Origin of the sequence: Sporomusa termitida, from assembly GCF_007641255.1 — a bacterium.
Taxonomy (GTDB): Bacteria; Bacillota; Negativicutes; order Sporomusales; family Sporomusaceae; genus Sporomusa; species Sporomusa termitida.
The window spans coordinates 12,324-28,742 of record NZ_CP036260.1 but is presented as its reverse complement, the minus strand read 5'-3'; the positions used below and the strand labels follow the sequence as shown (position 1 = coordinate 28,742).

General features: G+C 54.0%; 14 protein-coding genes. 3 read left to right on the top strand and 11 right to left on the bottom strand.

Translation table 11 applies throughout. The features are described 5' to 3' along the window. Nucleotides 1-17: 17 nt before the first annotated feature. From SPTER_RS24005 to SPTER_RS23960, 10 genes are all read right to left on the bottom strand, one after another. Nucleotides 18-905: a transposase gene (locus SPTER_RS24005; RefSeq protein ID WP_170233413.1), complete on the bottom strand. Its 888-nt coding sequence runs from the start codon at nt 903-905 to the stop codon at nt 18-20. 153 nt (nt 906-1,058) lie between these two features. Further along, complete coding sequence (locus tag SPTER_RS24000; protein ID WP_342787138.1) at nt 1,059-1,364, bottom strand: DUF3892 domain-containing protein; 306 nt, start codon at nt 1,362-1,364, stop codon at nt 1,059-1,061. Nucleotides 1,365-1,826: 462 nt separating this feature from the next. Continuing rightward, the gene (locus SPTER_RS23995) at nt 1,827-2,561 is read right to left on the bottom strand and encodes an alpha/beta hydrolase (protein WP_144353094.1); all 735 of its coding nucleotides are present in this window, start codon (nt 2,559-2,561) and stop codon (nt 1,827-1,829) included. 72 nt (nt 2,562-2,633) lie between these two features. Next, nucleotides 2,634-3,863, bottom strand: a complete 1,230-nt coding sequence (locus tag SPTER_RS23990) for a nitrogenase component 1 (RefSeq protein WP_144353093.1) — start codon at nt 3,861-3,863, stop codon at nt 2,634-2,636. Beyond that, nucleotides 3,850-5,145 (bottom strand): nitrogenase component 1, encoded by a 1,296-nt coding sequence (locus SPTER_RS23985; protein WP_144353092.1) that lies wholly within the window; start codon nt 5,143-5,145, stop codon nt 3,850-3,852. The genes SPTER_RS23990 and SPTER_RS23985 overlap by 14 nt, the downstream gene beginning before the upstream one ends. Further along, on the bottom strand, nt 5,133-5,906 hold the full coding sequence (locus SPTER_RS23980) for a nucleotide-binding protein (protein ID WP_144353170.1): 774 nt from the start codon (nt 5,904-5,906) through the stop codon (nt 5,133-5,135). The genes SPTER_RS23985 and SPTER_RS23980 overlap by 13 nt, the downstream gene beginning before the upstream one ends. A 14-nt stretch (nt 5,907-5,920) precedes the next feature. Further along, the gene (locus tag SPTER_RS23975) at nt 5,921-6,721 is read right to left on the bottom strand and encodes an ABC transporter ATP-binding protein (protein WP_144353091.1); all 801 of its coding nucleotides are present in this window, start codon (nt 6,719-6,721) and stop codon (nt 5,921-5,923) included. Nucleotides 6,722-6,740: 19 nt separating this feature from the next. Continuing rightward, on the bottom strand, nt 6,741-7,781 hold the full coding sequence (locus tag SPTER_RS23970) for a FecCD family ABC transporter permease (protein WP_144353090.1): 1,041 nt from the start codon (nt 7,779-7,781) through the stop codon (nt 6,741-6,743). Next, nucleotides 7,781-8,833: a FecCD family ABC transporter permease gene (locus SPTER_RS23965; RefSeq protein ID WP_144353089.1), complete on the bottom strand. Its 1,053-nt coding sequence runs from the start codon at nt 8,831-8,833 to the stop codon at nt 7,781-7,783. Before SPTER_RS23965 ends, SPTER_RS23970 begins: the two co-directional genes overlap by 1 nt. Before the next feature lie 123 nt (nt 8,834-8,956). Then, nucleotides 8,957-9,958, bottom strand: coding sequence for an ABC transporter substrate-binding protein (locus SPTER_RS23960; protein WP_144353088.1), 1,002 nt, complete (start codon nt 9,956-9,958; stop codon nt 8,957-8,959). An 850-nt stretch (nt 9,959-10,808) separates the two neighbouring features. Here SPTER_RS23960 and SPTER_RS23955 point away from each other — a divergent pair. From SPTER_RS23955 to SPTER_RS23945, 3 genes are all read left to right on the top strand, one after another. Next, entirely contained in the window at nt 10,809-11,645 is an 837-nt protein-coding gene (locus SPTER_RS23955) for a helix-turn-helix domain-containing protein (protein ID WP_144353087.1), read from the top strand. A gap of 390 nt (nt 11,646-12,035) precedes the next feature. Further along, entirely contained in the window at nt 12,036-14,276 is a 2,241-nt protein-coding gene (locus SPTER_RS23950) for a TonB-dependent receptor (RefSeq protein ID WP_144353086.1), read from the top strand. A gap of 164 nt (nt 14,277-14,440) precedes the next feature. Continuing rightward, complete coding sequence (locus SPTER_RS23945) at nt 14,441-15,124, top strand: GntR family transcriptional regulator (RefSeq protein WP_144353085.1); 684 nt, start codon at nt 14,441-14,443, stop codon at nt 15,122-15,124. A gap of 129 nt (nt 15,125-15,253) precedes the next feature. On the opposite strand, the gene SPTER_RS23940 is transcribed toward SPTER_RS23945, so the two are convergent. Next, a complete protein-coding gene (locus SPTER_RS23940; RefSeq protein ID WP_144353084.1) occupies nt 15,254-16,414 on the bottom strand; it encodes a UxaA family hydrolase in 1,161 nt (386 codons plus the stop codon). Nucleotides 16,415-16,419: the final 5 nt, after the last annotated feature.

The following is a 16,419-nucleotide window of genomic DNA, read 5'->3' as shown; positions in this document are numbered from 1 at the left end:
ATCTTCGGGGTCAGGCCTTACACTTCGCACAAATTGTTGCTAATCTTTTCTGCCAGGCACTTCAGTTCATCTCTGTCAGCGACTTTATTGTACCCTCTAATAATCCCGCTCATGCTTAGGGGTAGCACCTTGGTCAACTCTGTTTTTGTCATTACTCCCATCCGAACTGCTACGTAGATGAGAATATTTCTCGCCGCTACCACGCGACGGTCATGTCTTTCTTGCATGATCTGTTCTTTATTGATCTCGCTGACTGATGCTACTGTTGCTAATATTTCATTAAAAGTAACGGATGAGGCTTCTGGCGCCTCGGATGTTTCTATTGTCTCCGGCTTCGAATATATATGCTCAAAAGTTTCGGCTTGCTGAATCTCCGACTGTTCTACTTCCATATATTCCATATACTTCTCAATCGCTTTCGTTTTGTTATTAGAAAGCATGGATAATATAAATTCCGTATCCACGATACTGCTGTTTCCAGTCTGATATGCAAGATGACTAGTCCACCAGGGTTGAGAGGTCCCGGCCTTTATGGGATTCTGATGAATATACCGCAACAGGCTTACAAGATACTGATCACTATTACACAGCTTTGCCTTATATCGCTGTTCGAAGACGTGGCCCACTCTGTCATATTTTCGGTTATAGTATTGGGTATAGCTCTGTTGTATCCCTTGCATGATTTTAGAAAGTGGTTCATCTGCAACTCCACCCAGCAGGTGGACATGGTTATCCATGATCGCATAGGCGTACAGATGAAACTGGTACTTCTGTTTATACCTCTCAACGAGGGCAAGGTACTTTGACTTATCAACTCCATCATGAAACACAACTTCTCGGTTGTTGCCGCGAGCTATAATATGATACAGCGCTCCCGCATAATGAATTCTCGATTGTCTTGCCATCTGATACCACCATCCTGCCTTTCTCTTCCGAGACCATACTATCATATTTTACCATTAGTGTAAATAGTGAGGCCTGACCCCAAAATAAAAAGCAAAAAAGCAAGATTCGCAGCTCCGACAGCCTGCGAATCCCACCCTCGTTCAATATCTGTGTTATTGTGTGACGGACGGCAAATTGTCTAAATTATTCTCTTCGTTTTCATCCGGCAGAGATTTTAAATACTCAGTCCCGTTTCTTATAGCAACGCCGACTCCTTGAATGCCGCCCTGCTTAGCAAGCTGAACACCGTCTTCTTTGCTCAAGACACGACCATCCGACAACCGATAACCGGCAACGCGCCCGCCTTCCTTTACCAGGGCGACGATTTGTTCGGCATCCACATTCGGTTGCGGTATATCCTGTAATGCCATCATCGGCAGCTCTGACAAATCATTTTTTCTATCAGATATAAATATCAACCTCCAATCACCGTTTAGTTTAAAGCGATCTCTTTAAAAATAGTTTTCCAACAAAGAAGGATATTATTCTATTGACCCCGGCGTCCGCCTTCGCGGACGATAATCTTATTCTCCGACTTCTATAAAAACAGTTCAACCTGTACTCCTCAGTTTTACCATCAGCTCGCGCAAAGGCAATATTTTACCGGCGCGACTTAGCTCTTCCGCTTCATCCAGTTTTTCTTATAATTTCATAAGGGGACACTCGGGGACGTCAGACTCTGCGAAAACAATTAAAGATTAACCTGATAAAACTAGCCTTAAACCATGAACGTCGATGCGCTGATGGAGGTGATAACGATTGACTACCGGTTCTTTTATCTATGTGATTGACTATTCCTATCGGGAAATTCGTTATCTGCGACGCTTTCTTTATTTACTCACCTGCTTCGGCGCAGCTCCGGAAAACAGCAGCAACCCGATTCAATTAACTTCGCCGATCCATTGCAGCGCCTTTTTTAAGCGCAAGTGGAGGTTGTCCATGTGGTCGCCGTCGTCCCAGATAAGCGGTATGTCACGTTCAAATAATTGCTGCTCCAATACAAGCTGAGCCCGCTGCACGCATTGAACGGAATGACGCAAAGGGGGAGGCTCACAGGATCCTTCCCTGCGTCCTGAAAGTAAAAGAACGCGGCTGGCGGTGCTGCACGGCGCATGGTTCTGCATGAAGTCAATGAGACTCGGATACCACAGGGAGCCGGATATGCTGACCGCACGTCCGAAGCAGGCCTGTTTGTATATCGCATACAATGAGATCAGCCCGCCGAGCGACACCCCCAGGATACATGTATTTACAGGATCGGGTAAGGTTCGGTAAACGTCATCGATATAAGGCTTGAAATCATTGGCCAGAAAATCAAGATATTGCTCCCCCAACCCGCCGAACGCAGGTACACCGGCCGTCAACGCCGGCGCCGGCCAGGGCGTATAGTCATCCAAGCGATTCCGGGGAATGACGCCTACTATAATATGTTCGCGGCCGTGTTCCTCTATTGTGCCGTTTGCACTGTCAACCATAGCTTCCAAAACAGGGAGAAGCCGGTCGCCGTCCTGCACATAGACGACGGGATAACGCTTATCGTCGTGGAGGTAGGACGCAGGCAGGCAGACAAGATAATCCCGATCCTCGAATTTGTTTTTGTGGATTATAATTTTCAAATAAACATCCCATCCTTTTTTTCCATATACTTAATGGGGGAATTTCTGACAACAGCAGTTTTTATCCCGCTCCTACTGCTGCCGCAGCGCCTCATTGATCCACAGTGATACCAGGTGGACTGCACCGCGAAAACCTACAAAAGGCGGTTCGTAGGGATTCAAACGCCACTTTATATCCGGATTCGCAATTTGCAGCTCCGCATTGCGCCCGGCCCAAGCCAGAACCTCGCCGCTGGCCATGAGCAATCCATTGCCCTGACTTTGAACCGCTTGCGTCCACTGTTCCTCGGTAAAATAGGGGACGTCCTCAGACGCCATAGCTGGGCTGTCGCACCAGCACCTGCCCTGGGGCAGGGAAAGTTCGCCGCAGGCAAAGGACAGGATGCCTTTTACCACGTCGGCATGGCCGCCGACGGATAAGCGCCTGTTCTCCGGGTGCTCCCTAACCTGCCTGAATAAGGGCAGCGCCGGCGAAATCAGCCGCAGGGCTTCGTTCCGCTGCCCGTTCACGTAGCTGCGGTCGGGCGTTATACCGGTGATTTGGGCCAGTTGCTCAAGACATTCGCACGTTCCCTGTATGCCGTAAGGCCGGGCCAGCAAATACGGCGTGCCGAACCGCTGTTGCAGTTGCTCCGCTGCCGGCACTCCCTCCCGCCGGAGCACCAGGTTGACATGCGCCCCGCCTAGCTGCTCGATTTGCTTCACCGACGTATCCGAAGTCAGGACGCACAACGGCCTTAGCCGGAAAGTCCCCGCCAGGATACGGGCGATCTCGCCGGCGTCCGCCTGAAAGCGGAACAAATCGGCGCAGGAACCGATCAGATTAAAAGTCGGCAACGGCGTCTTGGGCACATCTTGGGGTAGTATTTTGACAAGCTGCAACAGCGTTGCCTGTATCCCACGGTGCTGGCCGCTATCAAAACCGACATTACTAAAGGGAAGCAGGCGCATATCCGGGTAATCCGGCTGCAGCTCCCGACAAAGCGCGGGAATATCCGTGCCAATGATCTCCGGCACAGCGGAGGGCAGGAGAAACAGGACACGCGGTTTGTCTCTACAGGCAATATCCGCAACAGCGCGGCTCAGTCGCCCGGTGCCGCCAAGGGCAACATCAGTTTCGTCAAGATGGGTGGCATAAAGTTTGCAGGCGTCCATAACGCCGGCCCGGTTCAAAAATACCCGGCCGTAGAGCATATGCCCCATGCAACCGAATTCCAATAAAGCGGCATCGCGGATGGAAGCCAGCGTCCACAACATTCCCATACGGCCGGAGGGAATCGGCTTGAATCTATGCAAGCCCATGCCGCGCACCTCCTTCCTTTACCACCGAAGGCTGCTCCAGCGCGTGCAATAACTTCCGGAGCAGGCTGCTTGTCCTTTCATAGCCGGACAGGCCGTACAGGTCGGACAGGTATGGCACGCAGGGAAACCGGACTTTTGCGCCGGTCACATCCCCCAGGCATAAATCAGGAGCAAGGCTTGCCAGCAGCGGCGCGTCCGCACCGCTGTTGACCATATGGCAGACCAGAGGGTCATACCCAAGCGCCTGTAAAACTTCGGCCCACTGTTTATCGTCCGGCCAGAATTCCTCCAGGTGCAGCAGCACCGGCTCCATGCCCATAGCTGCCAGAAAGGCAGCCAGCGGCAGCGCCCTGACAGGGCCAATATGAGCGCAAATATAACGGCAGCCATGCAGGCGTTTTCTCGCCTGCTCCTGCAGGGACAGGGCTTCCAACCGTTCACGGTTAAATTCATTTCCCCATTGCAGTCCCAGCTTCTCAGCAATCGCCGCATAGAGTGCATCAATCTCTGCCGCAGCATAAACAGTGTGCAGGCGAAAAGCGGGAATGCCGAAGGACTGCTCCATGGCTGCCGCCAAGGGGTCCGCAAACGGCGACAGCACCAGATTCAGCGCCGCATCGGGGGCCGCTAGAAAATCGTCCAGCGCAGACCCCGGCGACAGGCAGCGCAGGGAAAAACCCTGCTGTTTTAGCGCGCGCAGAATAGGCGGCAGGGGGATATGTTTTTCACCCGGTGAACGGCCCAGCACATTGATGACCTGCGGCCGCACCGTCCTTGGCTCCATCAGGGTGCCGATTGCCTGCAGCGTTTTCCATGAGCCGGCGGGGAAGCTGTTGCACTTGAAATGCCCCAGCATTACACAGGTTAAGCGGGCCGACAGCTTAGGCTGCGCCTCCCGGACAAGGCCCTCAATATCCTCGCCAGTCAGCTCAGGCACACAGGTGGCCAGCAGCAGAACGGCTTTGGCCCCGGCCTGATCCAGCTTTTGCAGCGCCTCCATCAGCCCCTGGCGGCAGCCAAACACCACCTCGCTGGCGTCGAGCACATACGTCCAGTGTTGTTCTCCCGGTTTGACCTGAGTATTGGCCAGGACAATACGGCTATAAGTGGCGCATTCCGGCGTTCCGACCACCAACGACGACAAGCCTTTGATATTCCCCGCCAGCGCCAAGGCCGGATGCAGGGGGCAATGGCTGCCCGGAAAGGCGGCGGGCGTCAGGAATTTTACCCCCCCATTGGATTTAACGGCGGAAAGTCGCTTTAAATGGCTTACAGCGGGCAAGAGCATTCACCTCCGTCCGGGTCCTCCGCCCAAAGCCGCGCCAATTGCCGGTAATGCGCAGCCAGCGGACTGGCGGGAAAAGCCTCCACCACGGTTTTCCCCAACGCCTCGGCCTGCTGGATAAGCGGGTCCCGGGGCAGGCGGTACAGCACCGGCACGCCTATTTCCCCGGCGGCTTTGGCTACCAATTCCTGCTCGTTATCAAAATTCTTGGCGTTGAGGATCAATCCCCGCAGCGTCGCGTAGCCGCGTTGCCCGAAGCTTTTAACTGCCTGGGCAATATTGGCGGCGGCATAGAGCGACATCATTTCGCCGGAGGTTACGATGCACACCTCGTCCGCATAGCCGCCCCGGATGGGCATGGCAAAGCCGCCACAGACCACGTCCCCCAACACGTCGTAAAGCACCACATCAGGCTTGAATATTTTATAGGCGTTAAGTTCCGCCAGCTTTTCGAAGGCAGTGATGATGCCCCGCCCCGCGCAGCCCATCCCTGGCACCGGGCCTCCCGCTTCCACGCATAAAACGCCGCAGGCTCCCTTCAGCACAAGGTCGGAAAGCTCCGCGTCCCCTTTTTCCCGCAGGGTGTCAAGCACCGTGGGAATGGGGACGCCCCCCGTCAGGTTGCGGGTGGAATCGGCTTTGGGATCACAGCCGATTTGCATAACAGTCAGACCCATGGCGGCGAGCGCCGCCGCTACGTTGGACACTGTGGTGGATTTTCCAATACCGCCCTTGCCGTAAATGGCTATTTTTTTCATGCCAGCACCTGCTTTCATTTGTTTTCCTGCCCCTTGATCAGATCGTAGGAAATGCAGGCGGGACGTCCGGTTCGGGGGTCTGCGACGACGTTAGCGTCGATATGGAAAGTCTCACGGAGCACCGCGGCCGTCATGACCTCAGCCGGCGGGCCGTGGCGGATGATATCCCCGCTGCGGATGGCGACCATATAATCTGCGAAACGCGCCGCCAGGTTCAGGTCGTGCAGCACCATGACAATCGTGCAGTTCTGCTCCCGGTTGAGCCGGAATAAAAGCTCCAGGACCTCCAGTTGATAGGATAGGTCCAGATAGGTCGTCGGTTCATCCAGCAGAATGAGGTCGGTTTGCTGCGCCAGCGCCATGGCAATCCATACCCGCTGTTTTTGTCCGCCCGAGAGATTATCCACCGCCGTGGTTTCCAGCTCCGTAAGCTTCGTGACCGCCAGCGCCCAGGCGATGATTCTTTTATCCTCCGGTCTGAGCTTGCCGAAACCCCGCTGGTGGGGGAAGCGGCCATAGGCCACCAGCTCGCTCACGGTCAACCCCGCCGGCGCCTGCGGCGACTGGGGCAGGATCGCCATCTTCTGCGCTATTTCCCGGGTGGAAAGGCTGCGGATATCCTCGCCATTTAAGTACACCATGCCGTTTTTCGGCTTCAAAATACGCCCCACTGCTTTGAGCACCGTGGATTTCCCACAGCCGTTCGGTCCGATGATGGCGGTGATCTTTCCCCGCGGAATCTGGAGCTCCAGCTCATCGACGACGAGGTTGCCGTCATAGGCGACGGCCAGATTTTCAGTTGCAATGCTGTTCATATTCTATCCCTGCCTTTGTTTACTGTCTGCTCCTGGTGAGCAGGTACAAAAAGTACGGTGCGCCCACGATCGCAACCATAATGCCGGTGGGAATTTCAAAGGGCTGGACGATCACCCGCGCGATCGTATCCGCAACCGACACCAGCACCGCTCCGGCCAAGGCGCAGGCGGGAAACAAAACCCTGTGGCCCGGCCCCACCAGCCGCCGCGCCAGATGGGGCGCAATCAGCCCCACAAAGCTGATGCTGCCGCTGACCGCCACACAGGAGGCTGCCAGCGCCACCGCGGCGGCCAGCAGGCGCCGGCGCTCCTTTTCCACCGCCGCCCCTAAGCCGCAGGCGATATCATCCCCCAGACTCAGCACGTCCAGCACGCGGGCCTTGGACAGCACATAGGGAATCAGCAGCAACAGCCAGGGCAGCAGCGCCAGGACAAACTTCCAGTTGGAGCCCCAGATGCTGCCTGCCTGCCAGGCTGCCACAAAATCAAACTGCGTATCGTCCAGCTTGACCACCAGCACCGTGGTCAGGGCGGAAATGCCGGCCTGCACCGCCACACCGGTTAAAATCAGTCGAATCGGCGCAATGCCGGTCTGCCGCTTGTAAGCCAGAGCATAAATCAGAATCGCCGTGATCCCGGCGCCGATGAGTGCCAGGAACGGCAGGGTAAAAACCGACAGGATGGACTGGGACCGAAAAAACAGCACGAATAAAATGACCGTCAGCCCCGCGCCGGCGTTGATGCCTAAAAGGCCCGGGTCCGCCAGCGCGTTGCGGGACACGCCCTGGATAATGCAGCCGGACAGCGCCAGCCCCGCGCCCACCAGCATGGCAATTACAATGCGGGGCAGCCGGAAGCCGAACAGGATCAGGTTCTCCATGTCGCTGCCGCCGCCGAACAGCGTGCGCAGCGTATCCAGGGGCGAGAGCTTCGCGTAGCCGGTGTTCATGCTGACGAGGAACGACAATAGGAGCAGTACCGAAAAAGCGAGAACAATACCGGTATGCCTGATAGCAATTTTTCGTTTATAGGCTTGGTTTTTCTCCTGCTGCGCGTTCATCACAGCGCCCTCCTTTCCTTGCGGGCCAGGTACAGAAAGAAGGGAACGCCGATCAGGGCGATAAGCGCGCCGATCGGCGTTTCAAAGGGCGGGTTGAGCGTCCTTGCCCCCAAATCCGCCAATACCACCAACAGGCCTCCCGTCACTGCCGAGGACGGGATAATGAGCCTGTAATCCACACCAACCAGGAACCGGGCCAGGTGCGGTACGATCAGTCCCACAAACCCCACCGCGCCGACCACCGCCACGGCAGCACCGGCCAGCATCAGCACGACGGCGGCGCAGAGAAGCTTGACGAGCATGGTATTCAGTCCCAATCCCGTTGCCACATCTTCGCCCAGGCTCATGATGGAAATGGAACGGGAAAGGGCGATTGAGCCCAGGAGCGCGCCCGCAATCAACGGGGTCATAATCCTGATTTGCTCCCAGTTGGAGCCGGCCACGCCGCCCGCCGTCCAGAACATGATGTTCTGCGCCACGTCGAAATACAAGGCGACGCCCTGGCTGAGCGCAGCCAGCAGCGCGCTGACCGCAGCGCCCGCGAGCACCAGCCGCATGGGGGTCGCCCCGCCGCGCCGCAGGGACGCGATGCCATACGTAAGCCCCGCGCCGATTGCCGCGCCGATAAAGGAAAACAGGATGACCTGCAGGTAGGCCAGTCCGGGGAAAAACGCAAAGCAGAGGGCAAGGGAAAAACCGGCCCCGGCGTTTAGACCCATCAAACCGGAATCGGCCATAGGATTGCGGGTCACCCCCTGCATAACGGCTCCTGCCACCGCCAAGGCCGCGCCCACCAGGGCGCTGGCCAGCACCCGGGGCAGGCGCAGATCCACCACGATCAGGTGCTGCGTATCGGCCGCGTTAAAGTGAAACAAGGCGTTCCATACCGAGGACAGCGGGATTTGGGCCGCTCCTCTGGTAATGGAAAAGGCCATGATCACCGCCAGCAGCCCTGTGCCGCCGGCGATGATCAGCCCTGCCGCCCAGGGGCGGCTTTGCTTTTTTATTTGCTTTATTTGAACCGGCTTTGCCGGGGCATTTGATCGATCCATTGCTTATGTTCTCCTCCATGTCACGCGCTGAACCGTTGGCCTATTATTGCTGGAACAGCAAAAAGCCGGGCGCAGGCTTTGGCTGAAAGCTGCGCCCGGCTTTTTGCTTATATAAGGAGAATCTTACTTGGTCATGCTCTTGACGATGGTTTCAATTCCAAGCTTAATACCCAGGGGGCCGGCTGTCCGTACCGCCCCGTCCAGGTGGTAAACATGCCCGTTTTTTACGGCGGTTAACGACTGCCATACGGAGGAAGCCTCTGTTTCTCCCGACAGATAGCGTTGCCTGTATCCGTTCGCCTCCGACCCTAACGCGCCGAACAGGAAGATATAATCCGGGTTCATCGCCGCTATACCCTCCAAAGAAACCGCTGCCACCTTCCCGGGATAACCGTCCGGAGACTTAAGCCCCAGACCGTTCTCTTTGTCAAACCACACAGGATTTTCCCCTGAGCCTGTTATGACAAAGCTGCCTTTGTTGCCGCTGCTCTCAAATAGTAACGCCACAGTTTTATCGCTATTCCCGGAAAGCTTGCTCCTCGATTCAGCAATCAGCGCTTCGATATCCGCAATGTAGGCCGCCGCCTTTTCTTCTTCACCGAGGTACTCGGCAAAATCCCGCAACTGTTCCTTCCAGTCAGGGCTGTTGAACATCGCCACGGGAGCGATCTGAGAGGCTCTCTCATATAACTTCATATCCAGATGCTCTGCCTCAGCGGTCTGGAGAATAAGGTCAGGCGCCAGTTCCGCCAGCTTTTCAAGATTTGGCGCCTTGCCTTCCCCCAGTTCCTCAATTTGTGTTTTCGCAGCGTAAGGCTGCAGGGTTCCAAACCCGTTTAACGACCGTTCGGCATAAGTAGACGCAAGGGGCGGAATCTCCAAGGCCAACATACTTTCCATAAAACCAAAATCAAGAATCGCCACCCGGTCAGGTTTTTTCTTCAGGGTTATCTGTTTGCCTAAAGCATCTTTAATGGTTCGCGGCCACGCCGCTGCTGCTGCACCGGTTTCAACGCCAGCTGCCGGCGATGTTGCTGCGCCACTGCCCGCGGGTGTCCCCGCGCAGCCGGCAAGTACGCCCGTCAATAGGACGAGAGAGACAATCAGCCCTATATGCTTTTTCATTGTAATTTGCAACTTCCTCCGTTATTTTTTATAGGCTTGACATATTACCAGATTGCTTATAGCATAAAGATATATCTATGGCGCTCAACCATAGGCAATTACCGCTCCTGTCGACCTATAGCCACGAAATGAACCGCGGCCACTGCCACTGTTGCCAGATAGTTTTTAGAGCTTCTGCTTCTGTTAATGACTATCATTATCACTGATCTGTTTGTACCAGTATAACAAACTGCAAAGCACAGGCAAATAGATATTTTCCCAAAGCCTTGATTTTTTTCAAATTTTGCCCGAAATATAGCTATAAATAAAATTAAAACTTAATCAAATATTGATAAGAAAACCGCTAACGCGGCCCTTTGGCTTTGCGCATAGCAGTAATCCGGGAATATAAGGGCATGGGTTTACTTTTGGCATTACCCCAAGAGTAACAAAAGGTCTGGGCCCGAAGCCTCCAAAAGCTGAAAAGCCGGGCATTAACCTTGGTTCCTTGTTTTATCAGGACTTGCAGCCTCGCAAAACTTATACTTTCTGATCTTATAAAGAAAACTCGGCTTGCGCCGAGCCTTAGCGAAAGGGGAAGCCGATGTTGCCCTTAGCCAGGGAAAGTTATACTTTCTATCAGGATAAAATATCAATGATAATGACTATTATTGTCATTTAATTTTGAAAAAGAAACTCACCTTCAGGCGGAGTTTTTACCCCGGCAGAAGGTGAGTCGGCCTTAGTCAGAGATTTAGCGCTCTTATTTCCCGCTGATGCAAGCAGGAAGTTCCAGAACGGCTTGGCAGGGGAACATTTATAAACAAGAGCAGTCTTTACAGACTTGTTGCCGCTTAGGAGGATACAAAAAATGAAGGTGGATATCAACGATCTATCCGGCTATTTTGCCAAAATAAACTTTAGCGTAGTTGATATAAGACGAGCGGTTATCGAACCTGGAAGAAAACGTTTCGGTACAGTTACTTCGCCATTTTCAGGTATGATTTTTCCGCTGCGCGGCCGGTCAAGAATGTTTTTGGACGGCGTGCCCTATGACATGGAGCCAGGGAAAGTATTCCACGGCGGGCCGAATATGCCATTGGATAAAGAGGTTCTGGGACAGTCAAAATGGGATTTTATGGTCATACATTACCAGGTGCACGGCAATACCCAGGGGACGTTTCCCTATGCATTGTCGCATTATGAACTCAGCCCGGGCTATAATTCCGGGATAAACGACACGCTGCATCAGATGTACCATATCTACGCAACACCGGGTAATCTGTCGGCGCTGAAAATCAAATCCCTGTTTTTCATCATTTTGGATGAACTTCTAACTTGCGCCGATTGCCGGTTACATAACGGCAGCCGCGAACTGGTGGCAGAAGCCGCTGAATACATGAAGAATCACTATATGGAACCGCTCACCGTACCGGAATTAGCCAGGCAATATGGTCTGAGCAGCAAACAGTTTGCCTATTTGTTTCAAAAGCATACGGGCATGAGTCCGAATAAATTTCTGATTGAGTACCGAATGCGGCGGGCGAAAGAACTGCTCTGCACCACAGCCTGCTCGGTCGCGGAAATTGCGGAGTACGTGGGTTATTCCGATCCTTATTACTTCAGCCTGTTATTCAAGAAGCGAACGGGTTTGTCTCCCAGTACGTTGCAGGTATTCAGGAAAAATAAAAAGTTGATTACCAATTAAAAAATTACTGTACAGCATGGCATTCTAAAGCTGGCTGCAAGGCAGTCGCAACCCCTTTGCTCATAAGGGGTTGCGGCTGCTTTTTTGCTTTTTTACTGCCAAAGCCGGGATCTATTATAGATTTTGAATGCTCTTTGTCAATACGATCGCTACCCGTTGCCGCCGACAGCTTAAGCCGAATGATGTATTTTTTTGTTTTGGAAAAAAATCCAGGTCTGTTTAGAAATATATCAATTGTTTAGAAAAATATCAATTTACTCCCATGTTGGCTGTTGTTATACTCAATACATAAATTGAGAATGATCCTCATTCCCGGTTTTGACAGTTATAATGAAGCTGGCATAGCGCTGTTTGTCTACAGTTAAGTTATGTGCAAAGGAGTCGAACGGTATGAAGAAAAAAATGTCCCGCATCAGAAAAAAAGTCCTGTATGCCCTGATCGGCAGCAGTCTGTTCTGGCACGCGCCAGTAGTTGCCTACGCAGAAGAAGCGCCGGAAACCGCCGCGGTGGCCGAACAAACTGCCGAAGAACAAGTTGCTCCCAGCAAAGCAACTGCCAGACGGTCTGTATTCACCCTGGAAGGGATTGAAGTGACCGCCAGGCGCAGCCGCGATCTGCCGCCGGCCTATGCCGGCGGCCAGGTGGCCCGCGGCGCCGGGCTCGGCGTACTGGGCAACAAGGATTTCATGGACACGCCCTTCAACGTCACCAGTTACACCGCCCAAACCATCGAAGACCAGCAGGCCGAGACCCTGTTTGACGTGTTTACCAACGATCCCTCCGTCCGCTTTGCCACCCCCGGCGGACAGGTCAGCGAAAACTTCCGAGTCCGCGGCCTGGAGGTAAATTATCAGTATCTCTATTTTAACGGCATCGCGGGTTTGGCGCCGCACTATCGTGTTCCCGTGGAATTTCTGGAACGGGTGGAAGTGCTCAAAGGGCCCAGTTCCTTTCTCTACGGCGGCGTGAGCACCTCGGTGGGCGGTGCCGTCAACCTGGTGCCCAAACGGGCCGGCGAGGAGGATATCACCAACTTTACCACCAGCTATGCCTCCTCTTCCCAGTTCGGCGGCCATATCGACATCGGACGCCGCTTCGGCGACAACAAGGAGTGGGGCATCCGCTTCAACGGTCTATACTCGGACGGCGATACCACAACCGACGACCAATCCCGTAAGCGGCTGCTGGGCGCCCTGGGCCTGGATTACCGCAAGGACAAATGGCGCCTGTCTCTGGATGCCTATAGCACCGAGGAAAAGTACGACGGCGGTCTTATCTCCATGTATGACTTAAGCTCTTACGTGAAAGCTCCGGACGGCTCGATCAACGTATTCAAAGGGGTGTCGGGCACCACCCGGAATAACGGGATTTTGTTTAAAGGCGAATATGACATCCAGGACAATGTAACCGCCTATGCCGGTATTGGCAAACTATCCGCCAAAGCCCACGGCTTCATCAACGGCAATCACGTACAGGACCTGCAGGCAGACGGCTCGGCCACTCTCAAGGGTATCTTTAAGCAATACTTCTGGACCGACACCACGGCCTCCGAAATAGGGCTGCGCGGCACTTACCAGACCGGCGCGGTAAAGCATCAGGTCGTTTTGGGGGCAAACTTCCAGGATACCGATTTTTCCAATGCTTATACCAGTACAGCACTAAATATGGCAACGAATATCTACAACCCGGCTGCGGTTGCCGACCTTTACAACAGCCTGAAGGTGGGCAAGGGCAACAAGACTGCCGTCACCGAGCTTTCCAGTTTCCTCCTGGCTGACACGCTTTCCTTTGACGAGGATAAGGTCCAGTTGACGCTGGGGGTACGGCGGCAAGATGTGAAACAGACAACCTACAAGTATGCCAGTAGCCTTGCTACCGGTTCACCGGCATCAATATCCACCTACGACTCCGACGCCAACACGCCGATGGTCGGCCTCGTCGTCAAACCGTGGGGAGAAGCGGTGTCTCTCTACGCCAATTATATTGAAGCGCTTTCCCCCGGAACCGTGGTGGGAGCAGGCTTCGACAACATAGGTCAAGTACTGGCGCCGTACAAAACCAAACAGCGCGAAGTCGGCGCCAAGTGGGACAAGGGAGCTTTCGCCAATACGCTGGCCTTTTTCCAAATCGAAATGCCCAGTTATACGACTACTAACAAGATCTATTCCTATGACGGCAAACAGAAAAACCGCGGCATTGAATGGAATGCCTTCGGCAACATAGCGAAGAACCTCCGCCTGTTGGGCGGCATTGCCTATACCGACGGCGAACTGGTCCGCTCCAATACCGTCGCCAATAACGGCAACACGCCGTTGGGCGTACCCAAATGGACGATGAATGCCGGCGTCGAGTGGGACACGCCGTGGAATCAGGATTTATCACTTTCGCTGCGGACCGTATATACCAGTTCCCAATACGCCGACAATTCCAACAGCTTCAGAGTACCGAGCTGGGTGCGCTATGACATCGGCGCACGGTACAAGACCGTGATGAATAAAATCCCGGTCACCTACCGGCTCAGCGTGGAAAACCTGTTTGACAAACACTATTGGTCAGGTTACTCCGACAAGAGTCTTGCCACGTTAGGCAGCCCCCGCACCGTTAAGCTGTCGGCAGCCATGCAGTTTTAAACAGGGTTATCACTATGAATGTTGCTATGCTTGCTGCGGTCCGCCGGCGAAAAGAGCTTTGAGCCGGTAAAGGTCTATCATGTCAAATTTGGGGATATGCGCACCGGCCCCGGAAAACCATTTCATCCTTGAAATCATATATTATTTCGGTATATAATGAACATATGAATACGAATAATATTGCTGACGCGGAAAAGCCACGGATGAAAACTCAACAGGCTTACGATTTTATCCTTTCCCGGATTCTTCAGAGAACCTATAGACCGGGTGACCGCATTGTCATTGACCATGTCGCGGCTGATTTAAATTTGAGCATCATTCCTGTCAGGGAAGCCATCCGGCAACTGGAGGCAGACGGGTTTATCCAGGTAATCCCCTACAGCGGAGCCATTGTCCAGCTAATGAATGATACCGATTATGAGGAAACGCAGTGGGTGCTGTCGATCCTGGACGGGGGAGCGGCTTTCCTGGCGACCGGACATCTCACACCAGCGGATATCGAGACGCTGCAAAACTTAAATGACGCGATGAAGGAAGCATTGGCTAATTTTGAGTTTGAAGAGTTTGGCGAGTTAAATAAACAGTTCCATGAAACAATCTATCAACGCTGCGATAATGCTTACCTTATCGGCCGCCTCCGGCTGACCTGGCAGCGGTTGGCCCAAATGCGCAAAGCTGTTTTTTCATTTGTTCCCCGGCGGGCCAAAGAATCGATTGCCGAGCATGAAGAAATGATCAGGCTGCTGCAAGCATCGGCGCCGCCGGAAAAAATTGAGGAGTTTGCCCGCCAGCATAAGCTGAGGATGCTCCACGCGGTGATGCACCGCAAGCAACTGCCTCAATCTTAAATGCAAGGCTTTTGCCGATGGCTGCTGAAGTACTTGACATAAGCCAGCTTTCTAACGGAAAAAGAAAGCAGGGACTGCCGGAGAACGTGTTAAGCGTCTCCGCAGTCCCGTTTTTTTATTATCTTATCGCTAAATAACCGGACCCCGCATATAGATGTCCATGGAGTTAACATAGCCTGATATTTCCGCCTTAGTCATAACGCCGGAGGCGACGTTCACCAGCTCGTGCAGCACGCGCCTCCCGGCGTCGGGAATCGTGTCATCCCCGTCAATTACGGCGCTCAGGTTCATATCGATATGATCGCTCATCTTTTCAGCGGCAGTGCGGCTGCCGGTGATTTTGAGCACCGGTACAAACGGGAAGCCCTGGGGCGCTCCCCTGCCGGTGGCAAATACAATAACATTGCAGCCGGCAGCCGCCAGCCCGGTAAGAATTTCCGGCTCCCGCCCCGGAGAGTCCATCACCACCAGCCCTTTGACGGCCGGGCGCTCGCCATATTCATAAACCGCCTGAATGGGCGCCGATCCGGCCTTGGCAATGGCGCCAAGCGATTTTTCCTCAATGGTTGTCAAGCCGCCCTTAATGTTGCCTCCTGTCGGCTGTCCGCCGCGAATATCCTCGCCAACCGCCATGGCCCGCTTTTCCATGCGCTCCACCAGCCGGAAAATATCCCGGGCGACGGTCTCATTGGCGGCGTGCCGGGCCAGAATATGCTCGGCGCCGATGAATTCCGTCACTTCACCCAGAATGGACACGCCGCCGGCTTCCACCAGCAAATCGGAGGCCACGCCGATAGCCGGGTTTGGCACCAGTCCCGAAGTGGTATCTGAACTGCCGCATTTCATGCCCAATACCAGATTACTGATCGGAAAGGGCTCGCGTGTGGCATTCGACGCTTCCCGCACCATCTCCTGGGCCAGCAGAATTCCTGCCGCCGTTGTCCGGGCGGCACCGCCTGTTTCCTGGACAATGAGATGTTCCACCCGTTTACCGCTGTCCCTGATCCCCTCAATTACCGCTGCTAAATCAGTACTTTCACAGCCAAGACTGATCAAAATGACCGAATGCAAATTGGGATTGCGCCCCAGGCCAATCAACGCTTTATTTACAAGGCCGATATCAAGCGGCGTCTGGCAGCAGCCCTGATGATGCGTAAAACGGGCTGTTCCCTGAACCTGGCGGACAATGGCTTCCACTACTTCATTGACACATACGACAGCGGATAACACGCCAACCAGGTTTCGCGTCCCCACTGTGCCGTCAGCACGGCGATATCCCATGAACCGCATATTTG